22 protein-coding genes and 1 pseudogene are annotated in these 21,793 nt (G+C 48.3%); 6 read left to right on the top strand and 17 right to left on the bottom strand.

Annotated elements, in window-relative coordinates:
• Positions 1–33: 33 nt before the first annotated feature.
• The 10 genes from BR62_RS0113360 to BR62_RS0113315 form a co-directional block, all read right to left on the bottom strand.
• Positions 34–213 (bottom strand): YjzC family protein, encoded by a 180-nt coding sequence (locus BR62_RS0113360; RefSeq protein WP_003155070.1) that lies wholly within the window; start codon positions 211–213, stop codon positions 34–36.
• Between the two features lie 75 nt (positions 214–288).
• Complete coding sequence (argF, locus tag BR62_RS0113355) at positions 289–1,260, bottom strand: ornithine carbamoyltransferase (RefSeq protein ID WP_032871181.1); 972 nt, start codon at positions 1,258–1,260, stop codon at positions 289–291.
• Positions 1,248–4,343, bottom strand: coding sequence for a carbamoyl phosphate synthase large subunit (locus BR62_RS0113350; RefSeq protein ID WP_032871180.1), 3,096 nt, complete (start codon positions 4,341–4,343; stop codon positions 1,248–1,250). Before BR62_RS0113350 ends, argF begins: the two co-directional genes overlap by 13 nt.
• On the bottom strand, positions 4,336–5,394 hold the full coding sequence (locus BR62_RS0113345; protein WP_032871179.1) for a carbamoyl phosphate synthase small subunit: 1,059 nt from the start codon (positions 5,392–5,394) through the stop codon (positions 4,336–4,338). The genes BR62_RS0113350 and BR62_RS0113345 overlap by 8 nt, the downstream gene beginning before the upstream one ends.
• 69 nt (positions 5,395–5,463) lie before the next feature.
• Positions 5,464–6,621: an acetylornithine transaminase gene (locus BR62_RS0113340; protein ID WP_025284550.1), complete on the bottom strand. Its 1,158-nt coding sequence runs from the start codon at positions 6,619–6,621 to the stop codon at positions 5,464–5,466.
• Positions 6,618–7,394, bottom strand: coding sequence for an acetylglutamate kinase (gene argB, locus BR62_RS0113335; RefSeq protein ID WP_032871177.1), 777 nt, complete (start codon positions 7,392–7,394; stop codon positions 6,618–6,620). Before argB ends, BR62_RS0113340 begins: the two co-directional genes overlap by 4 nt.
• A gap of 14 nt (positions 7,395–7,408) precedes the next feature.
• On the bottom strand, positions 7,409–8,626 hold the full coding sequence (gene argJ / locus BR62_RS0113330) for a bifunctional ornithine acetyltransferase/N-acetylglutamate synthase (protein ID WP_032871174.1): 1,218 nt from the start codon (positions 8,624–8,626) through the stop codon (positions 7,409–7,411).
• Between the two features lie 22 nt (positions 8,627–8,648).
• On the bottom strand, positions 8,649–9,686 hold the full coding sequence (gene argC / locus BR62_RS0113325; protein WP_032871172.1) for an N-acetyl-gamma-glutamyl-phosphate reductase: 1,038 nt from the start codon (positions 9,684–9,686) through the stop codon (positions 8,649–8,651).
• Between the two features lie 165 nt (positions 9,687–9,851).
• The gene (locus BR62_RS0113320) at positions 9,852–10,394 is read right to left on the bottom strand and encodes an MFS transporter (RefSeq protein ID WP_012117271.1); all 543 of its coding nucleotides are present in this window, start codon (positions 10,392–10,394) and stop codon (positions 9,852–9,854) included.
• Positions 10,391–11,827, bottom strand: coding sequence for an FAD-binding oxidoreductase (locus tag BR62_RS0113315; protein WP_012117270.1), 1,437 nt, complete (start codon positions 11,825–11,827; stop codon positions 10,391–10,393). The genes BR62_RS0113320 and BR62_RS0113315 overlap by 4 nt, the downstream gene beginning before the upstream one ends.
• Before the next feature lie 321 nt (positions 11,828–12,148).
• Between BR62_RS0113315 and fosB the strand changes: the two are divergent.
• Positions 12,149–12,594, top strand: a pseudogene (gene fosB, locus BR62_RS0113310) (metallothiol transferase FosB).
• A gap of 131 nt (positions 12,595–12,725) precedes the next feature.
• Here fosB and BR62_RS0113305 read toward each other — a convergent pair.
• Positions 12,726–13,034, bottom strand: coding sequence for a metal-sulfur cluster assembly factor (locus tag BR62_RS0113305; RefSeq protein ID WP_003155088.1), 309 nt, complete (start codon positions 13,032–13,034; stop codon positions 12,726–12,728).
• Positions 13,035–13,096: 62 nt separating this feature from the next.
• Entirely contained in the window at positions 13,097–13,864 is a 768-nt protein-coding gene (locus BR62_RS0113300) for a prolyl oligopeptidase family serine peptidase (protein WP_007409140.1), read from the bottom strand.
• A 120-nt stretch (positions 13,865–13,984) separates the two neighbouring features.
• Between BR62_RS0113300 and BR62_RS0113295 the strand changes: the two genes are divergently transcribed.
• The 3 genes from BR62_RS0113295 (at position 13,985) to BR62_RS0113290 (ending at position 15,229) form a co-directional block, all read left to right on the top strand.
• On the top strand, positions 13,985–14,797 hold the full coding sequence (locus BR62_RS0113295; RefSeq protein ID WP_007409141.1) for a Cof-type HAD-IIB family hydrolase: 813 nt from the start codon (positions 13,985–13,987) through the stop codon (positions 14,795–14,797).
• An 85-nt stretch (positions 14,798–14,882) separates the two neighbouring features.
• On the top strand, positions 14,883–15,032 hold the full coding sequence (locus BR62_RS19720) for a hypothetical protein (RefSeq protein ID WP_003155094.1): 150 nt from the start codon (positions 14,883–14,885) through the stop codon (positions 15,030–15,032).
• On the top strand, positions 15,032–15,229 hold the full coding sequence (locus BR62_RS0113290) for a DUF3813 domain-containing protein (protein ID WP_003155097.1): 198 nt from the start codon (positions 15,032–15,034) through the stop codon (positions 15,227–15,229). The genes BR62_RS19720 and BR62_RS0113290 overlap by 1 nt, the downstream gene beginning before the upstream one ends.
• Before the next feature lie 36 nt (positions 15,230–15,265).
• On the opposite strand, the gene BR62_RS0113285 is transcribed toward BR62_RS0113290, so the two are convergent.
• Positions 15,266–15,727: a BsuPI-related putative proteinase inhibitor gene (locus BR62_RS0113285; protein WP_032871168.1), complete on the bottom strand. Its 462-nt coding sequence runs from the start codon at positions 15,725–15,727 to the stop codon at positions 15,266–15,268.
• A 14-nt stretch (positions 15,728–15,741) separates the two neighbouring features.
• Positions 15,742–16,584, bottom strand: a complete 843-nt coding sequence (locus tag BR62_RS0113280) for a YitT family protein (RefSeq protein WP_007409143.1) — start codon at positions 16,582–16,584, stop codon at positions 15,742–15,744.
• Between the two features lie 125 nt (positions 16,585–16,709).
• On the opposite strand from BR62_RS0113280, the gene BR62_RS0113275 reads away from it, so the two are divergent.
• Complete coding sequence (locus tag BR62_RS0113275; RefSeq protein ID WP_032871166.1) at positions 16,710–17,561, top strand: DegV family protein; 852 nt, start codon at positions 16,710–16,712, stop codon at positions 17,559–17,561.
• Positions 17,562–17,609: 48 nt separating this feature from the next.
• Entirely contained in the window at positions 17,610–17,732 is a 123-nt protein-coding gene (locus BR62_RS19590; protein ID WP_139024026.1) for a DUF3941 domain-containing protein, read from the top strand.
• 48 nt (positions 17,733–17,780) lie between these two features.
• On the opposite strand, the gene BR62_RS0113270 is transcribed toward BR62_RS19590, so the two are convergent.
• From BR62_RS0113270 to BR62_RS0113260, 3 genes are all read right to left on the bottom strand, one after another.
• The gene (locus tag BR62_RS0113270) at positions 17,781–19,031 is read right to left on the bottom strand and encodes a CYP152 family fatty-acid peroxygenase CypC (RefSeq protein ID WP_023842861.1); all 1,251 of its coding nucleotides are present in this window, start codon (positions 19,029–19,031) and stop codon (positions 17,781–17,783) included.
• Between the two features lie 131 nt (positions 19,032–19,162).
• Positions 19,163–20,812, bottom strand: a complete 1,650-nt coding sequence (locus tag BR62_RS0113265) for a methyl-accepting chemotaxis protein (RefSeq protein WP_032871164.1) — start codon at positions 20,810–20,812, stop codon at positions 19,163–19,165.
• A complete protein-coding gene (locus tag BR62_RS0113260; RefSeq protein WP_032871161.1) occupies positions 20,809–21,786 on the bottom strand; it encodes a BMP family lipoprotein in 978 nt (325 codons plus the stop codon). The genes BR62_RS0113265 and BR62_RS0113260 overlap by 4 nt, the downstream gene beginning before the upstream one ends.
• Positions 21,787–21,793 lie beyond the last annotated feature (7 nt).

The raw sequence follows: 21,793 nt of genomic DNA, 5'->3' as shown, positions 1-21,793 counted from the left end.
AAAAAACCTGCTATTCAGCAGGTTTTTTTGTGTTCACGGTTTTCGTTGATACGTCCACAATCTGTTGTGGTTTGAAGTTTCAGGGAACATTTCCCCCACCGTAAGCTTGATTTTTTGCGGGTTTTTGACCATGCTTCCCGTTTCGCCGATTTCAACGTACACACCGTTATTCGGCGCTTTTTGTCCCGGGCGGAATTGATGCTGCTGTCCCACGTCATTTCCTCCTTTTTCTTTTTTATGTAGTATGCGCTTGTATGCGGAGAAATATCAAAAACCGCTGAATGAGATTCAGCGGTTTTTTTGTTCATCCTGTTTGTAAAGAAGAGCTTTCAGGAGCGCTTTTTGCGCGTGAAGCCGGTTTTCCGCCTGCTGAAATACCGCAGAGTTCGGACCGTCGATAATCTCGGACGTGACCTCTTCTTCCCGATGCGCGGGCAGGCAATGCAAAAATGTATAGTCGGGTTTTGCGAGACTGACGAGTGAGGCGTTGACTTGATACGGGGCAAACACATTCAGCCGCTGCTGCGTCTCTTCCTCCTGCCCCATGCTCGTGAAGACGTCGGAGTAAATCACATCTGCATCCCGCACCGCTTCCTGCGGATTTTCGGTAAGGGTGATTTTCGCTCCGGAAACAGCCGCCGCTTCTTTCGCGGCATTCACCGCCTCTTCCTCTACTTCATAGCCTTTCGGCGAAGCAATCGCAATGTCACAGCCCATTTTTGCGCAGCCGATCATAAGTGAATGCGCCACATTATTTCCGTCACCGATATAGGCGGCTTTTACTCCTTTCAGTTTTCCTTTTATTTCTTGTATCGTTAACAGATCCGCGAGTGCCTGACACGGGTGATACCGGTCGGTCAGCCCGTTTATGACGGGAATGTCTGCATGCTCGGCAAGCTCTTCGACTGTTTCATGCTCAAAGGTGCGGATCATAATGGCATCAACGAAGCCGGACAGCACCTTCGCCGTATCCGCGACCGTCTCCCCCCGCCCAAGCTGCAGGTCGCTGCTTGAAAGAAATAGTCCCGTTCCCCCGAGCTGGGCCATTCCCGCTTCAAAAGACACACGTGTGCGGGTTGAAGATTTTTCAAAAATCATCGCCAATGTTTTCCCTTGGAAAATCGGCTGTATCGGATGTTGTTTTAATAATGAAGCTTCTGTCAGAAGCGCTTTGATGTCTGACGGGCTGACATCTTTTAAGGAAAGAAAATCTTTGCCGTACAAATGGGTTAATGTGTGTTCCGCTTTTATTGTGTGCATGATGCCACTTCCTTTTGATAAAGATCTTTGAGCGATACAGGCTTAGGTTTGCCGGAGCCGCTTGCTAAAAATGCCTTTACGGTTTCCGGTTCAGTAAAGACCGTCACACCGTGCGTCATGGCTTCAATCCGTTGTTTACGCGCTTCTTCAGAGTGATTGAAATTGATATGGACCGCTTTATCCTTTCGCTCTGCCCATGCCGGGAACGCATCTTTGCATACGGTAAATCCCGCCTCTTGAGCCTGACGTTCCAATTCCGCATCACAGCCTTCCAGATAGATGCTGCCTTTTTTCTCCCAGACGTGCGCGTAGATTTTTTTCAGGGCGCTTTCTGCGTCAAACGCGACACACATGCCTTCTCCGGTCGACTTCATTTCCGGCCCGGGCTTTACGTCCACATCCTGAATGGCGTGCGAAGAAAAAACCGGGAATTTCACTGCCGTTCCGTGCTGATTTTGAACCTCGGGCTTGATGTCTTTAAGGGAAGCGCCGGCCAGCAATCTGGCGGCAAGCGGGATCATCGGCACCCCCATCACCTTAGACACGACAGGAACCGTGCGGCTTGCCCGCGGATTCACTTCAAGAACGAGAATATCCCCTTTGTCATCAATGACAAACTGAATGTTCATGATGCCTTTAAAAGCCAGTTTTACCGCGATTTTTTCGGCGGCCTCTCTTATATTCCGCTGCATATCAGGTGTGACAGACGGACCCGGAAGAATCGCAAAACTGTCGCCCGAATGGACGCCGGCGCGTTCAATGTGCTCTGTGTAAGTCGGCACGAATACTTCATGTCCGTCGGAAATCAGATCGATCTCCAATTCTTTTCCTGTAATGTACTGATCGATCAAAATCGGATACGGCATGCCCGCTTCATTTTCCAGCAGTTCTGACATTTGCGCTTCTGAATCAACGATGATCATGCCCATCCCACCGATGACATAAGACGGACGGATCAGCACGGGGTAGCCGATTCGGCTTGCTTTTTCCGTTGCTTCTTCTTTTGAATAAGCGGTTTCGCCTTTGGCATGTTTCAGGTCAAGGTCATCAAGCAGCTGATAAAACAGATCCCGATCCTCCAGCGCATCAAGGGTTTCAAAGGATGTTCCGAGCAGCGGAATGCCCGCTTTTTCCAGCGGTTCAGCGGCATTGATCGCGGTCTGCCCCCCAAACTGGACGATGGCAAAATCAATGTTTTCATGTTCCGCCACGTTCAAAATATGTTCTGTCGTCAGCGGTTCAAAATAAAGCCGGTCAGCGATTTCATAATCCGTGCTTACTGTTTCCGGATTGTTATTGATCATAATCGTTTCATACCCCAGCTTTTGCAGGGTCAGAACGCCGTGGACGGCACTGTAATCAAATTCCACTCCCTGACCGATGCGGATCGGGCCGGAGCCGATGATGAGGGCGCGTTTTTTCTCTTTTCGGCTGATATCTCCGTCGCTTTCCCCGAGGTAGGTGGAGTAGAAATAATTCGTCTTGGCATCAAATTCAGCGGCGCATGTATCTACGATTTTAAACGACGGGACGATGCCTGATTTCTTTCTGAGAGCACGGATGTCTTCTTCCGTTTTTCCCGTGAGAGATGCGATCATGACATCCGTGAAGCCCTTTACCTTCGCCTGCTTTAAAAGCGGGAAAGACAGATGATCCCCTTCTTCCATCAGCTTGTTTTCCAATGTGATGATATTTCGGAATACATGGAGAAAAAACGGGTCAATTTTCGTTTTGGCATGGATGTCTTCTATCGTTTCACCGCGGCTTAACAGCTCCATGACGACGAAAAATCTCCGGTCATCCGGTGTTACCGCTAATTCCCACAGCTGATTGATCGTACAGCCGCCGAGTTCAGGCAGGCGGGTGCCGATCGTTTTCAGCTCAAGGGAGGCCGCCGCTTTTTGAATGGCCGCTTCCATATTTCTTTCAATCGCCATGACCTCTCCCGTCGCTTTCATCTTCGTTCCGAGCGTGCGGTCGGCATGTTTAAATTTATCAAACGGCCAGCGCGGGAATTTGACGATGACATAATCAAGCGCCGGTTCAAAGCTTGCATAAGTAGAGCCCGTCAGCGGATTTTTCAGTTCATCAAGCGTATAGCCGACGGCAAGTTTTGCCGCCATTTTGGCAATCGGATAGCCGGTCGCTTTTGACGCGAGAGCTGAAGAGCGGCTGACACGCGGGTTCACTTCAATGACATAGTACTGTTTGCTGAACGGATCCAGCGCAAATTGAATGTTGCAGCCTCCGACCACATCCAGCGCCGAAATAATCGCCAGGCTTGCTGAACGCAGCATCTGATATTCTTCATCCGTTAACGTCTGGGACGGTGCGACGACGATGGAGTCCCCTGTATGCACGCCGACGGGATCGATGTTTTCCATATTGCAGACGGTGATGCATGTATGATTGCTGTCGCGCATGACCTCATATTCGATTTCTTTAAATCCGGCGATGCTTTTTTCGACGAGGCATTGGCTGATCGGGCTTGCTAACAGCGCCTGTTTAATAAGCGTCTGAAACGCTTCTTTCGTTTTCGCGATTCCGCCTCCCTTTCCGCCTAACGTGTACGCCGGTCTCAGAATGACCGGAAATCCGATAGACTCAGCGAAACGGAGGGCGTCTTCTTCGTTGTCGACGATTTCGCTTTCCGGAACGGGCTGATCAAGCTCTTTCATCAGGGCGCGGAACTGCTCCCGGTCTTCGCCTTTTTGAATGGTTTCCACCGATGTTCCCAAAAGCTTGACGTGATGCTTCTTCAGCACGCCTGCTTCTTCAAGCTTAACGGCTAAATTCAATGCCGTCTGGCCGCCCAAATTGGCAAGCAGACCGTCCGGTTTTTCTTTTTCAATAATGGCCTCGATGCTGTCGGTTGTGAGCGGTTCAAAATATATTTCATCGGCAAACGCCTCATCCGTCATAATCGTTGCCGGGTTGTTGTTGACTAGAATAACGCGGTATCCTTCTTCTTTCAGAGCCATGCAGCCCTGCGTTCCTGAATAATCAAATTCTGCCGCCTGGCCGATGATGATGGGGCCGGAGCCGATGACTAATATGCTGGAAATGGTTGTATCTTTAGGCATGAGCGATTTCTCTCCTTGCTGGTATCACTTTCTCTAGAAATTCATCAAATATCCACTCGCTCTCAGCCGGTCCGGGATGAGCTTCAGGGTGGAACTGGACGCTTAATACGGGAAGGCGCTTATGAATGAGCCCTTCTACCGATGTATCATTGACATGATGAAATCTGATGGACAGCTCGTTTTCGTCAATTGATGCTTCATCAACGACATAGCTGTGGTTCTGGCTTGTCATAAACACCCGTTTCGTTTTCCGGTCAATGACAGGATGGTTGGCACCCCTGTGGCCAAACGGCAGCTTATACGTATTTCCTCCGAAAGCCAGGGCAATCAGCTGATGCCCGAGGCAAATGCCGAGTGCGGGGAAATCACTGAGTAATGATGTAATCCGGTTCATGTACGGCGCAATCGCTTTCGGGTCGCCCGGGCCGTTTGAGAGCACGATTCCGTCAGGCTGAATGTCGTAAACAGCGTTCATCTGATGATACGGAATGACCGTTACTTTACAGCCGCGCTTTACAAGTGACGAGGCGATTGATTTTTTATAACCGAAATCAATCAGCGCAATATGCCGGTCTCCATTCCCCATTGACGTGATGTCTTCAGACTGCGCCAGCTCCGCCGGGTTTTCTGTTCCGGATGCTGCCGGAATTTCTCCTGTTGTTGACACGGCAGCGTTCATCGTGCCGCCGGAGCGGATGGTTTTGACGACGGCCCGTGTGTCCACTTCGGTTAAGAGCGGGATGTTCCATTTATTTAAATACTCTCTCAAGCTTGAGACTGCTTCATGGTGAGAAAAATGTTCACACGCTTCATAGACGGCAACAGCCTTGACTTGAGGAATCTTACTTTCAAGGTCTTTTTCATTAATTCCGTAGTTTCCGATCAGCGGATACGTAAAGACGACGATCTGACCCTTATATGACGGGTCTGTAAGCACTTCCTGATAGCCCGTCATTCCGGTGAAAAAAACCGCTTCGCCAACACAGCGGGCTTCTTTTTCAAGTTCACCGCCGAATGATGTTCCGTCTTCCAATACTAAATAGCCTTTCATCTAAAGCCCACCTCTTGATGAATAATTAATTAAAAATATGAATTTTTATACTTTTATATCGAAAAAAAATTACCGTTTCACTGCCGAATGCGCTTCGATCGCTGCCTTAAGCATACTGACGGCCGACAGCATTTCTTCTTCAGAAACCGTAAGCGGCGGGAGCAGCCTGATGACATTCGGGCCGGCCGGAAGCACGAGAAGCCCGCGTCCCTGCAGATCTCCGATGATGCCGGACACGGGACCTGCGCATTCAATGCCGATTAATAACCCTTTTCCGCGGATTTCTTTTACAAAAGGCCCTGTCAGTTCACGGTTCAGCTGCGCTTTTAAAAATGATCCTTTGTCTGCCGCCGCCTGGAGAAAGTCCGGCTGAAACACAATATCCAAGGTTGCTTTCACAGCTGCCATGGCAAGCTTATTGCCGCCGAAAGTCGTACCATGCGTACCCGGCGTAAAGGCGTCTCCAAGCTTCTTTTTGCCGATCACGGCTCCGACGGGAAAACCGTTTCCAAGCCCTTTCGCAGCAGTGATGATGTCCGGAGAGATGCCGAAATGCTCATAGCCGAATGCCTTGCCCGTCCGGCCGATTCCGGTTTGAATCTCGTCTGCGATAAGCAGCGCCTGTTTGTCTTTGCAAAATGTCTGTAAGGCTTCGATGAATTCCGGATCGGCGGGATTGACTCCCCCTTCTCCCTGCACCGTCTCAAGCATGACGGCGGCGATATCATCCTCTTTTGAAAGCGTGCTGAATGCCGACGGATCATTGAACGGAAGATAGTGAAAGCCTTGAAGCATCGGTCCGAAACCGGTCTTGATTTTGTCTTGTCCGGTGGCGGCCATCCCCGCATAGGTCCGTCCGTGAAACGATTGATGAAATGTTACAATTTTTGTCTTTCCCGTTGCTTTACGGGCAAGCTTAATGGCGCCTTCATTCGCTTCGGCCCCGCTGTTGCAGAAGAAAACGAGATCTCCCGCGCTATGTTCGGCAAGCTTTGCCGCGGCTTTTTCCTGAAGATCATTTTCAAACAGATTGGAAACGTGCCATACGCTGTCAAGCTGTTCTTTCACTGCTTCTGTGACCTCATCATGACAATGGCCGAGATTGGAAACGGCGATGCCCTGAATAAAATCGAGATACGTTTTTCCGTTTTCATCCTCTGCAATTGTCCCTTTCGCTTTTTTGATATCGATGGGCCAGCGGCTGTAGGTTTGAAATAGACTGCTCATGACACGCTCTCCTTTTCTTTGACGATTTTTGTTCCTTGGAAGGCTTGATCGGTGAAAAACGCTCCTTTTCCGTTTACGATCATCACTTCCTCGACGTCTTCACTCAGTGCCGATAATGCCGAGTTTACCTTCGGAATCATCCCTCCTGAAATCACGCCGTCATCTATGAGGGCCTGAATCTCTTGCGGCGTCAAAGTATCCAGCCTGTTCTCTCCGTCCATAATTCCTTCGACATCCGTGACAAATAAAAGTTTATCGGCGTGTAAGGCTGAAGCGACGGCCGATGCCGCTGCGTCTGCGTTGACGTTCAGCGTTTCGAAATCACTTGTCATGGAAAGCGGAGCGATAACGGGAATGATGCCTTCTTTCATTAATGCGTGAATGATTGACGGATCGGTTTTTTGTATTTCGCCGACTTCTCCGTATTTGTCTTGATTAAGGTAAGATGCTTGAAGGAGACCGCCGTCCTTTCCTGATATTCCCGCGGCTTTCAGCCCGTTTTTCGCGAGTTCGGTTACGAAAAATTTATTGATCGTCCCTGACAAGACCATTTCCGCTGTTTCCAGCACCGGTTTGGTCGTTTTCCGCTGTCCATCGACAAATTCCGTTTCAATCTGCAATGTTTTCAGCATTTTTGAAATGTCCGGGCCGCCTCCATGGACGACGGCAATGTTCCAGCCCGATTGCATAAGCTCTTTTACATTTTGAAAAAAATCGGCGGATAACTCGCGGATTACGCTTCCGCCGCACTTAAAAACGATCGTTTTCTTCATGCCGCTCCCCTTTGTTATGTGCGATAGCTCGCATTGATTTTAATATAATCATAGGTTAAGTCACAGCCCCATGCCCGGCCGCTGCCGGAGCCTTCCTGCAGGCGGACTGCAATCGTAATTTCATCACCTGATAAGTACTCCTTGGCATCAGTTTCCGAAAACGGCTGAGGTTCGTTGTGTTTAAACAGACACTGGCCGCCGAGGAAAACTTCCACTTGTTCGGCCGTTACGCTTGCCGCACTGTGCCCGATTGCGCCGATGATGCGCCCCCAGTTGGCGTCTGTGCCGTAAACGGCGGTCTTCACAAGGCTTGAGCCGACGATTTTTTTGGCAATAATATTCGCCTCAAGGTTATTTTTCGCGCCTTCGACTCTGGCTTCAATTAATTTCGTCGCTCCTTCACCGTCTCTGGCTATATCTTTGGCAAGGTCTTCGCATACAAGCTTTAATCCCTTTTTAAAAGCCGGCCAGTCAGGGTGCTGCTCCGTCAGGCAATCATTCCCCGCGCAGCCGTTTGCCATCACAAGCACCATGTCATTCGTCGATGTTTCTCCGTCAACGGTGATTTGGTTAAATGAAACATCCGTAATCTCTCTGAGCGCGTTTTTGAGCGCCTGTTCTTCCACGGCCGCGTCCGTTGTGACAAAGCCGAGCATTGTCGCCATGTTGGGGTGGATCATGCCGGAGCCTTTCGCCGCTCCGCCGATCGTGATGATGTCTCCGCCGATCACCAGTTCATAACACGTCTGTTTCGTCACTGTATCCGTCGTCAAAATGGCTTCTTCAAATGCTCCGGACACGGACGGCGCTTGACCGAGCTGTTCAATGCCCGCTTGAATTTTTTTCATATCTAAAAGCTCGCCGATCACCCCGGTTGACGAAACCGCAACAAGCTCCGGCTCAATGCCGAGCTGGCTCGCGAAGCCGTCCCGCATTTCATAGGCGTCCTTTAATCCTTGGTCTCCCGTACAGGCGTTGGCAATCGCGCTGTTGACGATAACCGCCTGAAGCATACCCTCTTTTTTCAGGCTGGCTTGCGTCACTTTCAGCGGTGCTGCCTGAAAATGGCTCTGCGTATATACCGCTGCACTGACTGCAGGCGCTTCGCTGATAATCGCTCCGAGATCTTTTTTTGAATAGCGCAGACCGCAATGCACGCCCTTTGCCTCAAACCCTTTCGGCGAGGATACGCCGCCTTTTATTTTCGTGATTTCCTCACTCAGCTGAATCATATTTTTGAATCCCTCTTTCGTTCTATGGATAGACTGGCGTCATCGTAAGTCCCGTTTCTTCCTGCCAGCCATTCATGATATTTAAATTTTGAACCGCCTGCCCTGCGGCGCCTTTCATCAGATTATCTATGACAGAAACGATGGTGGCACGGTTTGTTCTTTCATCCACGGTGACACTGATATCACAAAAATTGCTGCCGTATACCTCTTTCGTCGCCGGAAATTCACCTTCCGGCCTGATTCTGACAAAATATGAATCTTTGTAGAATTCGGAATACAATTCTCTTACCTGTGCAGCAGACATACCCGGAGGAGCCACCGTATACATCGTCGCCATAATGCCCCTTGTCATCGGCGCCAAATGTGCGGAAAACGTGATCGGGCCTGTGCCGGGCTGCCAAGCCGCTAATTGCTGTTCAATTTCCGGAGTATGCTGATGCTCATTAACCTTATAAATTTTGAAATTATCATTCAGCTCAGAATAATGAGTGCCCATGGATGCTTTTCGGCCGGCGCCGGATACGCCCGTTTTCGCATCAACAATCAGAAATGAATCTTGTAAAAGCTTATTCTTCGCCAGCGGGGCGAGCCCGAGCAGCACAGCCGTCGGAAAACATCCCGGATTGGCAATCAGCTTTGCAGTCTGAATCTCTTCTTTTTGCAGTTCAGCTAAACCGTAAACCGCGCTTTGAATCGTTCCTTTCGGAGCGGCCTTCCGCTTATACCACTTTTCATACACGGCCGGGTTTTGAATCCGCAGATCGCCGGATAGATCAATGACCGGGATACCCGCCTCCGCCAGCTTGGGCGACCACTCTCCGGAAACGCCGGGCGGCGCGGCTATGAAAATGACATCAATTTCGTTTCGGATCGTTTCTATATGAAGCGGCCGAAGTGATTGTGACGCTATATTCCTCAAATGCGGATATGAAGCGGCATATTCTTTTCCTTCGTCGCTCGATGAATATAATATACAATCTTCTGCATAAGGGTGATGGTTAAGAATCCTGACAAGTTCGGCGCCTCCATAACCAGTCGCGCCTATAATACCTATTTTCAACGGGTTCACCTTCTTGGTTTTTGTGAAATTATTTAACATTATAACATGAATAAAAATTAATTCAATTGTATATTTAATATTTTTTCATTCATTTTCCATCTGTTTTCGCTGACAAAAAACCCCCTCTCGATCGAGGGGGGGCATAAGAAAAACAGGCTGATCGGATCAGCCTGTTTTTTTCAGCATCATCAGCCCGCTTATAAAAAACAGCACGGAGCTGGCGTAAAAGATAATATAAACCGTAAAGAAATCAGCGAGAAACCCGCCGAGAATAATGGCGGCAGCTGAAAATACGGCCGTCCAGAAATGATAGCTGCCGACTTTTTTTCCCCGCTCCCCGCCGTCGGTGTAATCGGCGATCATGATTTTCTCGCCGTGTTTTTGCATCGCGCCGAACAGGCCCAAAAGCACCTGCACAACATAAACCTGGTGTACGCCGGTAATGTGCGGGAGCGTCAGAAGAAGCACCGCCATCCCCCACGAATTTGCCATAAGGAACCAGCGGGAATCCAGTCTTGCCGACAGCCGGCCGAGCAGCGGATGAATCAATGCGCCGCTCAGGCCGAACAAGCCGTATGAGAGACCGAATTGCGTGTAGCTGGAACCGATGTTTTTAATAAATAAAATATAAAACGGAAAGATCAGGCTGCCGGCAAAAAAGACACTGCTCTGTGACAGGATCAGCCATTTTAAATGGTTGTGTTTCATGATTTGTACCTCTGATAAAAATAATTCATAAACAAGTCATCCGGATCATATTTGTGTTTTTTCTGAAAGAACATATCACTTTTCGGATATGCCTCACGCATCTGCTCTTTCGTTTGATACAGCATATACGGGAGATAATAACTGCCGCGGTGGCGCAATGCCGTATCCGTCATTTTTCTGACAATCCGCGCAGCACTTGCCTGGCTGTCTTTTGAAAACCCTTCATTGATTAAAAGAACGAGTGAAAACATGTCTTCCTTTGCGTATGACAGATCGGCTTTTTCATTTTTTTGCACGTAGCGGATCGTAATATTTACGAGATTGAGATCTTCATGTGACAGCGTCTTGCGTAAATCATGAATGTACGGCGCAAATTCGCCGACTGGCACGAAGTATTCTTGCAGCACATCGGTGTTGTCCGTGTTTTCATATTCCAAAAATTTCGATTCTGACCGCATGACATTGTTCCTGGAGACTTTCACGCCGTTTTGGCTGAGAAAATAAGACTGCTGGGTTGACCAGAACCAATTTCTGCCCCAGTCATACCGGCGGGAGAGGCCGAGCGCGAATTTCGTCAGCGCCGGATGCTCATCTTCTTTCAGTTCATTGTGCCGCTTTAATTCTTTCTGGTTGTCTGAGAGTGTGTAATCAGTCACATACATATCGTGCAAAAAGCCTTTATCCCCTGTTGCGATCCGCGCGAGATGCATGCGCACGGCGGGGTTGCGCCGAACATGCTGCGTAAAATATTGACTATATGTATCAGCGTTCATGCGTTTCGTTTTCATTTCATAAAGCTCATCATCCGTCAGCTCAATATCCGCGTCAAGGATGACGCCGAACAGGCCGTAGCCGCCGATGACGGCTGAAAACAGGTCATCTTTCGGAGTAACGGTGATGACTTTGCCGTCCGCCTTTAAAAGATGAAACGATTTGACCGTATCAATCAGCGAACCGTACCGGATATCCCGGCCGTGGGCGTTGGCGCTCAGTGAGCCGCCGATCGTAAAAATGTTTTGCGATTGCATGACTTTTACCGCGAGCCCGTACGGATTGACATAGCGCTGAATATCATTCCACGTCGCTCCCGCCTGCACCCTGATGATTTTTTTCTTTCGGTCGAGACCGAGTATTTTGTTGTAGCCCGTCATGTCGAGAACGATACCGTCTTCATAATACGTCTGGCCGCCCATTGAGTGCTGGGCGCCTGCGATTGAGATCTTCAGATGCTTTCTCTTTGCTTCCTTAATGGTTTCGACCAATGTTTCTTTCTCTTTTCCTTTGACCGTCTGCTTAATTTTCACGGGCATGAGACGGCTGACATCCGTCATTGTCCCTGCCTGCTGCACCGGCTCTTTGTGAAAAGCGGAAACAGCGAACAGCGCCGTATAAACAAGAATGCTAAGGATAATGAGAAGTAATTTTTTCTTCATGGATTCCTCCCTCGCATGCAGCCGGTCTATTATATCATGCCTCACGTCCGTTTTTTTCCTTTTTAACCCGATACCGCAAAAAACCCTAAATGGTGGGAAACTCGGGTTTTTTTAGTGACTTGCCCTTCTTTCCGAACGCCGGTCTGCAGCGGCAAAGCAGACAGAACGGCGCCCGACAGAATCATGTTTAGTACAGCTCGAAACGGTCAGCCGGAAAACACCGGGCATAAAAATCCACAGAAATCCTTAAAATGATTTTTTAGTCAGTATATAATCGATATATATGCAGATGTATTACCAGAGGGATTGTTTCAAACAAACATGTTAAATGAGGTGGGGAAAATAAACATAAAAGGAATCAATCATCTTCTTTTTTCTGTTTCAAATTTGGAAAAATCTATAGAATTTTATGAAAAAGTATTTCATGCACAACTCCTGGTTAAAGGACAAAAGACAGCATATTTTGATCTGAACGGGCTTTGGCTTGCACTTAACTTAGAGGCGGATATACCAAGAAATGAAATACATAAATCTTATACGCATATGGCCTTTACAATTGACCCAAAAGATTTTGATGCAATACATCAAAGGCTAAAAAATCTCTAAATGTAAGTATATTAAATGGGCGTCCTAGGGATAAGCAAGATCAAAAGTCAATTTATTTTACAGATCCCGATGGACATAAATTTGAATTCCACACAGGTACACTCCAAGACAGACTGTCCTATTACAAAAAAGATAAATCTCATATGAAATTTTATATTTAAAGATTTGTTTGCGATCCAAAACAAACCCTCACTGTCGCTTATCCGCGTTGATTTTTTCCTTGTAAATGCAGACAAAAGAAAAGCACCTCCAAACTTTAGGATGTACCTAAAATCCGAGGTGCATTTTCTTATTACTGAATCCCTAATGCGATTTTTGCGTAGCGTGACATTTTGTCTCTTGTCCAAGGCGGATTCCAGACGATGTGGACCTCCGTCTCTTTTACATCCGGAATGTCGGCGAGCGCTTTTTTCACCTCGTCGACGATGATCGGAGCGAGCGGGCACCCCATTGATGTCAGTGTCATCGTAACGTGCGTCAGGCCGTCGTCATCCATATCAACGTCGTATACAAGGCCGAGATTGACGATATCGACGCCGAGCTCAGGGTCAACAACCTGCTCCAAGGCGCCCATGATGTTTTCTTTTAATGCTTCTTCCACGTTCCATCACTCCTTTTTCCTCAGTATAACGTAAAAGCGGCTTTTGTTAACACCATTGTGCTTTATAAATGCTTATCGAACCAGGCGACGGTTTCTAAAACGGCGTATCTCGGGACTTTATGATCAGCCCGTTCGTCTTTCAGAAACTGAAGATGGTCAGGCCGGCTGCTGTAATGAGGTTTAATCGTTTCATAAAAGCCGCGGGTCGGTGCATACGGAACGACTTTGTCTTGAACGCCGTGCCAGAACAGCAGCGGGCGGCTGCGGAGTTTTTCCGGTTCCAGACTGAGATCGAACGGTTTGAGCCGCGCAAACAGTTCATCGACCTGTTCTTTTGTGACGTCAATGTCAATGTCCTGCTTTTGAATGTGGTCAATCTGCTGCTGAAAAAATGCCGTATAGTTCGGGCTTCCCATCAGACTGACGCCGGCTTTGACCCAATCATACGCGGCCATCGCGCCGAATGTCGTAATTCCGCCCATTGACGTGCCCGCAAGACCGATCCGCCCGTCTTCAATCAGACCGCGCGCTTCAAAATCCTTTTTCAGCACGTCAAGCTCCTCAATTTCATTTAATACAATGTCCCAAAAATGGACGGCGAGCTCTTCTGCTGACAGCTGTTCAGCGCGTTCACCGTGGTAAAGAGCTTCCGGCAGCACCGCCCTGAAGCCCTTTTCAGCAAGCAGGTAAGCGAAATGAAGATTATGCTCCTTCGCGCTTGTAAAACCGTGAATAAAGAAAACAAGGGGAGCGGGACGGTCCCGATTTTCTTCTTTTACAATATGTAAAAACGGAATGCCTGATACGGTTTGATGATCAATAAGAATCACGTTGACTCCCTCCTTAGGATAACCATAATCATAAGTGTAACATGTAGACAATAAAGATGGTAAAAAGCTACACTGTACATAAGTGAAAAACAGCAAATTATATGACAAAAGGAGTTATTTATGGAGACAAAACCTTATCTCATCGCCTTAGATCTGGATGGAACTTTATTAAAAGACGATAAAACCATTTCCCCTGAAACGGCACGGACGATTCAGAAGCTGAAAGAAGCGGGCCATCATGTCTGCATCTCAACCGGGCGCCCTTTCCGTTCCAGTTCGATGTATTATGACGAGCTTGGGCTGACAACGCCGATTGTCAATTTTAACGGGGCATTTGTCCACCACCCGAAAGACGAATCATGGGGACGCTACCACACGTCTTTATCGGTCGATGTGGTCAGACAGCTTGCCGAACTTACAGAGACCTATCAAATACATAATGTGCTCGCTGAGGTCATTGACGATGTGTACTTCCATTATCATGATGAGCATTTAATTGAGGCGTTTCATATGAATACGGCGAATGTCACATTCGGCGATCTGCGTGAAACGGTCAAGGAGGATGTAACGTCCGTATTGATTCACGCGAAGGAAGAGGACGTCGCGGATATACGAGCACATTTATCCGATGTGCATGCCGAGGTCATTGACCACAGAAGATGGGCGGCTCCGTGGCATGTGATTGAAATCATTAAACACGGGATGAATAAAGCGGTCGGCCTGAAGAAAATCAGCGACTATTACCAAGTGCCGAGAGAACGGATCATCGCGTTCGGCGACGAAGACAACGATCTTGAAATGCTCCGGTTTGCCGGTTGCGGCGTAGCGATGGGAAACGGCACGGATGAAGTCAAACAGGCCGCCGACCGCGTCACGGGATCAAATGAAGCGGACGGAATCGCCGAATTTTTAAAATCCTATTTCTCCCTGTGAGGTTTTGCCGCTCATAACACAAAGCCTTCCGCCCATACTAAAACAGACGACTCATCTCGTCTAAATATGGAAGGGGGACATTGCAATGGGTAAACGAAACAAATCAAAACGGTTTATTCAGCAAGGCAAGGACTCTGTCAGTCTTCATGACGCAAGATTTCCATATCGGTCTACATTAGAGGAAGCACAGCATGATGCAGCAAAAGATTCGGCTGAAAGGCAGGTTGACTTTTAATGAGAAACGAACTGTTTTCTCAAGCCAAGTCATTTGTCCAGCAGGCCGTCATGATTGCTAACGGTTTCGAGGACGGCGATCAGGAAAAAGCTGTCTCACGCGCCAAAAACGCCGTGTCTTCCGCGTACGCCAATTCGACGGATGCAGAACGTCAGCAGCTGCACCAATTTCAGGATCAGCTGGAGAAATTGCAATAAAAAAAGGCGCCCCGTTTAGACGAGGGCGCCGCTTTTTTATTTCACTTCAAATGTTTTTACCGTTTTCAGTCTTTTTCCGATCTGATGGGACTTCCCTAAAAACGTCACCGTCACCGTGTATGTTCCCGGACCGGGCACGTTCTTCCACACATCTGAAAAGTCATACGTTTCATTCGGCATTAAGGTCACAGTCTGAAACGCCTGAGTAAACATTTTGTCTTTTGAATAGCGGTACAGTTCTTTGTGATGTTGGTCATGTACGGTCAATTCGAATTTCTGCCCTGAGCTGAATGTGAAATCGATCGGGCTGCCGCTCTTGTTTTTTAAAGACATTTGAAATTCGATCTGCTGATCCGTCTGCACAGGGTTTACGGCTAATTCCGCTTGCTGTTCATTCATCTCTCCGGATACCTCCTCAGCGGGCTCCTTCTGCCCGGATTGACTGCTGCATCCGATCAGTAAAATGACCGGTAATAACAGGCCAAACAGCCACTTCATTCTATCCGCTCCTATCAGTCTTTTCTGAAGAAACCAAAGATCCCCGTCGTTTGCACGATGTTTGTGAAGGCTTTCGGGTCGACTTCTTTCACGATTTTCTCAAGGTCATACAATTCGTACCGCGTAATGACGATGATCATCATTTCTTTCTGTTCGTTTGTGTAAGCGCCTTTTGCCGGCACCGTCGTAATGCCGCGGACCATTTTCCCGTAAATCGCTTCTTTGATTTCATCGGCTTTTTTTGTAACGATCATGGCGGTCAGTTTCATGTGGCGGGTGTGAATGGCGTCAATCACCCTTGTTGTGACATACAGAGCGACAAGGGTATATAATGCTTTCTCCCATCCTTGCAATAATCCTGCCGTCAAAATGATAATCCCGTTCAAAATGAAGAAATATGTGCCGACCGGCTTATCCTTCCATTTGGCCAGCACCATCGACACGATATCAAGACCGCCTGTCGAAGCGCCGAATTTCAGCGTTAAACCGATGCCGATAGCTGAGATGACTCCTCCGAATACGGTATTCAGAAGAATATCGTGCGACAGTCTCATTTCCGGGAGAATTCCCATAAAGACGGACGTCAGCGCTACGCTTAATATGCTGTATACAGTGAATGATCTGCCGACTTTCAGCCACCCTAACACACCGATGGGAATGTTTAAGAGGAACATGAGAACTCCTGTCGAAATATAAAAGGGGGCGTATTGATCAACGACGCTTGACAGCAGCTGGGCGACACCGGTAAAACCGCTGGCATATACATTCGCCGGTATCAGGAATAAATTCAGTCCCGCTGCATACAGAAACGCGCCGATGACGACGATTGCTAATTTTTTTGCTTGTTCTAGTACCATGGCTTGCTCCTCCGCTCATTTTCATTATTAGCTTTTCCCTTAAAATAAAGTTTTGAACACTATTTTGCCACATTTATATGATATAGTTGGCATCACTCTCACCAATCGGAAAGAAGGGAATTATGATGACAGTTCACCTTATTGCTGACAGCGCCTCTGACCTGCCGAATTCTTATATTGAAGAAAACCGGATCGGGTTCATTCCGCTGCACGTAACACTTGACGGAAACGAATATGAGGACACGGTCACCATTCAGGCGGATCATATATTTCAAGCGATGCGGGACGGGAAAGTTCCGAAAACATCCCAGGCATCACCGGATACGATAAAAAAAGTATTTTTACAATACGCGGAACTCGGAGAACCGGCGATATACATCGCCTTTTCCTCAGGTCTTTCCGGCACCTATCAGACGGCCGTAATGATCGCCAATGAAGTAAAAGAGGAATTTCCCGATTTTGATTTACGGATTGTAGATTCCAAATGCGCTTCATTGGGCTGCGGCCTTGCTGTGATGCACGCGCAAACACTCTGTGTTAACGGGAATACAATACAAGAAATCGAAACGTCTGTAAAGAGCTTTTGCGCACGGATGAAACATATATTTACGGTCGATGATGTCGCTTATCTCGCGCGGGGCGGCAGAATTTCAAAAACGTCCGCTTTTGTCGGGGGGCTTTTGAACATTAAACCGATTCTGCATGTGGATGACGGCAGGCTCGTGCCGCTCGAAAAATTGCGCGGACAGAAGAAACTGTTTAAACGGATTATAGACATGATGAAGGAAGAAGGCGGCGATTGGGCGGATCAAACCGTGGGGATCAGCTATGCAGATAACGAGGAGACGGCGCTTCGGATGAAGGAAATGATTGAAGAAGCGTTCCATCCGAAAGAGATCATTCTTCATTCAATCGGCTCTGCGATCGGCGCGCACTCCGGGCCGGGCACGCTCGCGATTTTTTTCCTGAAGCCATAATTTCAATGCGGGCGGGCATCCTAACGGACAGAAGGGAGGCTTTGCCGCATGAAAGATAATGACAAAAAACCGTTGGACAATAACGCCGTAAATCAGAAAAAGAACCGGCTTGCCGAAAAAAACCGGCAGGCGGGAAAAAACCAGAATTCCAAAAAACCGGACCATCTGTAAAAGCAAAACAGCCCTCTTGTGGATGAAGATAGAGGGCTGTTTTTTGTTCTATATGCGTCTAACATCACTTATCACGAATCCGCTTTCAGGCAATGCCGGCATTCTGGACAGGCTGAAGCTCAAATCTTGGGACGGAACATCGTACTCTATTTCATTGGCAAGAAACGCAAGGGAAGTTTTCATGACTTCCACGGTCATTCCCTCACCCGGACAGCGGTGGCCGTTAGCCGGATCACCTCCGCCCTGGGGAATGAAATCAAATTTATTTTCCTCCCGCCCCTGAAAACGTTCCGGGCGAAATTCATTCGGATTCTCCCAAAGCCGGGAATCATGGTTTGTCCCATATAGGTCAAGCATGACGGATGCACCCTTTTTAAACTCACAGTTCTTCCATACGAAATCTTTTTTCACAACGGCTCCTAAAAACGGGGCAAACGGGTAATACCGCCGAACTTCATGTGCAAATCTTTCAGCCTCCTGATCATCTCTCGATCCCAGTTTGCCCCGATATTCAGGGTAATCATGCAATGCAAGAGCTGAAAACGTAATGAAGTAAGAAATGGCGGCAATCGGGCGCAGAACATTAATCAGCTCAACAGCAGCCATGTGAGAATCAAGTCTGTTCCCGTCAAGTTCTGTATGAAAAGCCATTTCATACAAGGCTGAGCACTCCGGCGTTTGCAGCTTGCCGGACCGCACATCCTCAATGACCTCCTCTATCCATTTCTCCGTTTTCAGCCTCGCCCTTCTGCCTTTCCAATGACGCGGTCCGACAGCGCCGAATGCGTCTACCATATCGGTGAAATCCTCCGCCCGCTCTTTCACTTCTGAGTCTTTCAGCGGGACGCCGGCCCACTCACAGGCAGCCCGGCACAGCACTTTCTTCGCTTCATCAAAAAGGACAATTCGGTTTGAACCCTCCCACTTTTCCGCAGATGCTTTCCACTGTTTTGCCACCGCTTCCGCAAGCCGTTTTTGCCGGGGCGGCGTCATCAGCGACATAAATAGAAGCTTCCTGTGCTTATGCCGTTCACCGTCCATTGACTGGATTGCCCCTGTTCCGAATAACGTTTTCTGCACCCGTTTGGGGAGGGCATGCTCCCGCTGAAATCGTTCTGTGTCATAAAAAAGCTTTGCGGCTTCCGCTCCGCTCATACAAATGAATGTCTTCCCTAATAAACGGGCGCGAAACACATCCGAGCGATAATTCTCCGCTCTGTTTTTCACAAATACATATCCATCGCGTAATAAAGCCAGACTATTATCAAGACCCTTATCATGCGGAATTTGTTCATTCATCCCGATTCCTCCCATCTTTTTTCACCTTTCACGAAAAAGAATAAATATAAACACAAGTATATTCAGTATTTGTGTTTCATTCAGAAGTTACTCATGTCAGGCTGCAAAAATCAGGGGCGGGCATAAGCCCGTTACAAAGTAAACCGGCGGACCTGATCGTTTAACCGCTCTGTCAGGCTCACCAGATTATCGACGCTTTCCGCCATTTTATGAAAAGAAGACAGCTGCTCAAGCGCGGAGGCAGAAATCTCTTCGCTTCCCGCAGCCGTTTCCTGAATAACGGCGCTGATGCTTTCGGCATGATGCAGCACTTGCTCACCAAGCTGTTTCGATTCGATGATCCGTCCGTCCAATTGAGTAAGCTCCGCTTTAATATGGGCGGCTTTTTGTTCAATATGGACGAATGATTCTGACGTTTTCTCCATCAGCTCCTGCTGTCTGCCCGCTAAAGCGACGCCGGTCGTGACAGCTCCGGTAATAGACGTGATGCCGTCTTCAATTTGCTTTACCATATCGAAAATCTGCGCGGTCGCTTTGGCTGATCCGTCTGCGAGCTTCCGTATCTCCTCGGCAACGACGGCAAATCCTTTTCCGGCCTCGCCTGCTCTGGCCGCCTCGATTGCGGCGTTTAATGACAGCAGATTGGTCTGGCCCGCAATGTCAGAAACGGTCTGCGCCATCATACTGATGCCTGCCGCATGCTCTATGAAGAGATCGGCGGCTTCGGAAATCTCTTTTGATGTCTCATTGCTTTTATCAATGGCTTGCTTGGTCTCGGCTAAAGCACCGCGCCCCGCAGCCACCGCCGCAATCGTCTCTTCGCTGCTTCTCGTCGTTTGTTTTGAACGTTCGGCGTTCGCCTTTGAATGTTCATCCATTTGTTCAATGAATTGCACCGTATGCTGCAGATCTTCTGAAATGGTTTGGGAGCCTTTCGCCATTTCTTCCGTCGACACGGACACCTGCTCGGTCATGTCCTTCAGCGTCTGGTTTTCCTTCGTCAAACCTTCCGCGAAAGTCTCGACTTCACGGCCGACCTCTCCGATCGCCTGAATTAAGGTGCGGAGCTGTTCAGCCATCATTCCGAATGAGTCATTCAGCTCTTTCAGTTCGTCCTTCCCTTTATAATCAAGCATTTCAACAGCAAGGTTCCCTCCTGCAATACGACGGGCATTTTCAGCCATGCGGCGGATCGGCCCTGCAATTCTCTTCGTCAGCCTGATGGAAGATATGACGGTGACGGCAAGTATCACGATGGTCAGCACGGCTGCGCTGTAAACGATAAACTGAATCTGGTCAGCCGTCTGCTTCTGCATGTCTTCATAGTGATCCCGGCTTTTCAGATTCAGCATATAAATATCATTCAGAAGACCGTTGATGCGGGCCGCCGTCCTTGTCGCTTCAGCCGGGCTTTTCGAATCAAGAGCAGCGTCCGCCTCCGCCTGCCATGATTCGTATTTTTTGGCGAGTTTGTCATAAGCGGCTTTGTCTGCACCGTCCGTCATCGTTTTTTTGAGCGCCGCCAGTTTGTCTGAGCTGCTTTTCATATAGCTTCGCACATCTTCTTTCTGGGCGTCTGCGAGCGTATAGGAATAGCCGGTGATGCTTTCTTTTAACGTATTAAGGTCAGCTTTTGCTTCCTGAACGTTTAACAGCGCGTCCACTTCATCTTCATTTGAAGCCTGAATCTTCATCATGTTTACGATGGTAAAGCCGATGACGGCGGCGAAGCAAATCATCGTAACGGCTGCGTTAACGAGCAGCCTTGTCCGTAATGTCACTTCAGATCGCCTCCTTTTTCAATCAGACTGTTTTTCATATCCGTGATCTTTTTCGTCAGCCCGCCTGCGTTTTTGACAACTCTGATCTTAGCTAAGTCCATGCCGTTTTTCTTCAGTCCGTAAACGATCTCTCCGCTTTTGATCTCCTTGTTGTCTTTTAAATCTTTCGCCAATTCATAGATGACATGGTCGACGTTTTTCACTAAAGAAGAGATAACGGCGTGCTCGGCGGTGTAATATTGATCGCTGTCAACACCGATGGCGTATACTTTTTGCGCCTCCGCTTCTTTCAGTGCGCCGACACCCGTGAAGCCGGCCGCCGTAAACAGGACATCGGCTTTTTTTCGGATCATGTTTTGGGCGATGCCCTTCCCGAGCTTATCATCATCAAACGTACCGCTGATGTCCGACAGCACGCGGATTCTCGGTTTGACTGATTCCGCGCCTTTCAGATAGCCTTTTTTAAACCGTTTAATGACGTCGGCATCTGAACCGCCGATAAATCCGATTGTGCCGGTTTTGCTCGTCATGGCCGCCAGCGCTCCGGCTAAGAAGCTTCCTTCATCCTCTTTAAACGTGACGGAGGTGACATTATCCAGGTCTGATACGGAATCAATCAGCACAAACCGCTGCTTTGGATATTTTTTAGCGACCTTTTCTAAATCCGCCTGCATGCTGTAACCGAGCCCCACAACAAGGTCATTGCCTTCCCGGACAAGCTGGGTCAGTCCTTTTTCGTATGTACCGGTGTCTTTTATTTCCCTATAGTCAAATGTGATGCCGAGCTCGTCTCTCGCTTTCATCAAACCTTGAAAGCCTGAATCATTAAATGATTGGTCGCCGAGGCCGTTGTCTGTCAGCATGATGCCGATTGTTTTCGTTTTTTCGGCCGCCGTTTCCTCAGATTTGCCGGCACATCCCGCCGTGCTGAGCGCAAGCAGCAGTACAGCCGCAAATATCGCCATTTTTCTCATTAAAACT

This window comes from Bacillus sp. UNC69MF, from assembly GCF_000746035.1.
Lineage (GTDB): Bacteria > Bacillota > Bacilli > Bacillales > Bacillaceae > Bacillus > Bacillus velezensis.
The sequence above is the reverse complement of the archived record's forward strand: the minus strand, read 5'-3'. Positions and strand labels throughout refer to the sequence as shown.

What these genes read in the sequence shown, in the direction of transcription:
- argF (WP_032871181.1), bottom strand. Translation starts at nt 1,260, where the DNA reads ATGCACACAATAAAAGCGGAACACACATTAACCCATTTGTACGGCAAA.
- BR62_RS0113350 (WP_032871180.1), bottom strand. Translation starts at nt 4,343, where the DNA reads ATGCCTAAAGATACAACCATTTCCAGCATATTAGTCATCGGCTCCGGC.
- BR62_RS0113345 (WP_032871179.1), bottom strand. Translation starts at nt 5,394, where the DNA reads ATGAAAGGCTATTTAGTATTGGAAGACGGAACATCATTCGGCGGTGAA.
- BR62_RS0113340 (WP_025284550.1), bottom strand. Translation starts at nt 6,621, where the DNA reads ATGAGCAGTCTATTTCAAACCTACAGCCGCTGGCCCATCGATATCAAA.
- argB (WP_032871177.1), bottom strand. Translation starts at nt 7,394, where the DNA reads ATGAAGAAAACGATCGTTTTTAAGTGCGGCGGAAGCGTAATCCGCGAG.
- argJ (WP_032871174.1), bottom strand. Translation starts at nt 8,626, where the DNA reads ATGATTCAGCTGAGTGAGGAAATCACGAAAATAAAAGGCGGCGTATCC.
- BR62_RS0113320 (WP_012117271.1), bottom strand. Translation starts at nt 10,394, where the DNA reads ATGAAACACAACCATTTAAAATGGCTGATCCTGTCACAGAGCAGTGTC.
- BR62_RS0113315 (WP_012117270.1), bottom strand. Translation starts at nt 11,827, where the DNA reads ATGAAGAAAAAATTACTTCTCATTATCCTTAGCATTCTTGTTTATACG.
- BR62_RS0113295 (WP_007409141.1), top strand. Translation starts at nt 13,985, where the DNA reads ATGGAGACAAAACCTTATCTCATCGCCTTAGATCTGGATGGAACTTTA.
- BR62_RS19720 (WP_003155094.1), top strand. Translation starts at nt 14,883, where the DNA reads ATGGGTAAACGAAACAAATCAAAACGGTTTATTCAGCAAGGCAAGGAC.
- BR62_RS0113290 (WP_003155097.1), top strand. Translation starts at nt 15,032, where the DNA reads ATGAGAAACGAACTGTTTTCTCAAGCCAAGTCATTTGTCCAGCAGGCC.
- BR62_RS0113285 (WP_032871168.1), bottom strand. Translation starts at nt 15,727, where the DNA reads ATGAAGTGGCTGTTTGGCCTGTTATTACCGGTCATTTTACTGATCGGA.
- BR62_RS0113280 (WP_007409143.1), bottom strand. Translation starts at nt 16,584, where the DNA reads ATGGTACTAGAACAAGCAAAAAAATTAGCAATCGTCGTCATCGGCGCG.
- BR62_RS0113275 (WP_032871166.1), top strand. Translation starts at nt 16,710, where the DNA reads ATGACAGTTCACCTTATTGCTGACAGCGCCTCTGACCTGCCGAATTCT.
- BR62_RS19590 (WP_139024026.1), top strand. Translation starts at nt 17,610, where the DNA reads ATGAAAGATAATGACAAAAAACCGTTGGACAATAACGCCGTAAATCAG.
- BR62_RS0113270 (WP_023842861.1), bottom strand. Translation starts at nt 19,031, where the DNA reads ATGAATGAACAAATTCCGCATGATAAGGGTCTTGATAATAGTCTGGCT.
- BR62_RS0113260 (WP_032871161.1), bottom strand. Translation starts at nt 21,786, where the DNA reads ATGAGAAAAATGGCGATATTTGCGGCTGTACTGCTGCTTGCGCTCAGC.